The 604-nt window shown below is 42.4% G+C and carries 1 protein-coding gene; it reads left to right on the top strand.

Annotated features, from left to right (window positions below; translation table 11 throughout):
- Positions 1-13 precede the first annotated feature (13 nt).
- Positions 14-604, top strand: a 591-nt coding sequence (locus A3738_RS08720; protein WP_068763533.1) for a 1-acylglycerol-3-phosphate O-acyltransferase, incomplete at its 3' end; no start/stop codon positions are given.

The following is a 604-nucleotide window of genomic DNA, read 5'->3' as shown; positions in this document are numbered from 1 at the left end:
GTAGTTTTTGACGATGCTGAAGTTGGTTCGAATTATTTTGTTTTCGCTGTATTTTGTTGTGGTTGCGGTGTTGGGTGTATTCGTTTGTCTATGCCGTCCATTCAATCTCGATAATAACCGAATTATGGCAAAAGCATTTAGCTATGGTGGTTTGAAGCTTTTGGGTGTTAATGTTGAAGTGCGTAACGAAGAACGTTTCAAGAAACTTGAACCAGGCGTCATCGTTTCGAATCATCAGTCCAATCTTGATCTTTATGTGCTTGGCTGCATTGTACCGCACGGTACAGCTAGCATTGGGAAGCGTTCATTGAAATGGATTCCTTTTTTTGGTCAATTGTATTGGCTGGCAGGCAATGTTCTCATTGATCGCAGGAATGCAAAAAGCTCAATCGATGCATTAGGTCAGGTTAGTGAAGCAATTAATGACCAAGGTCGCTCAATATGGGTCTTTGCTGAAGGAACGCGAAACCTAGGAAAGGGCTTAGGAGAGTTTAAGAAAGGGGCTTTCCATATCGCAGTCCAAGCTCAGTGTAAGATAACTCCCATTGCTGCAAGCACCTATGCGGGGCGTTTAGATTTAAATAAATGGTGTTCAGGAAAGGTT

Source organism: Oleiphilus sp. HI0066, assembly GCF_001635725.1.
Note: the sequence above shows the minus strand (reverse complement) of the source record. Positions and strands in the feature narration are given on the sequence as shown.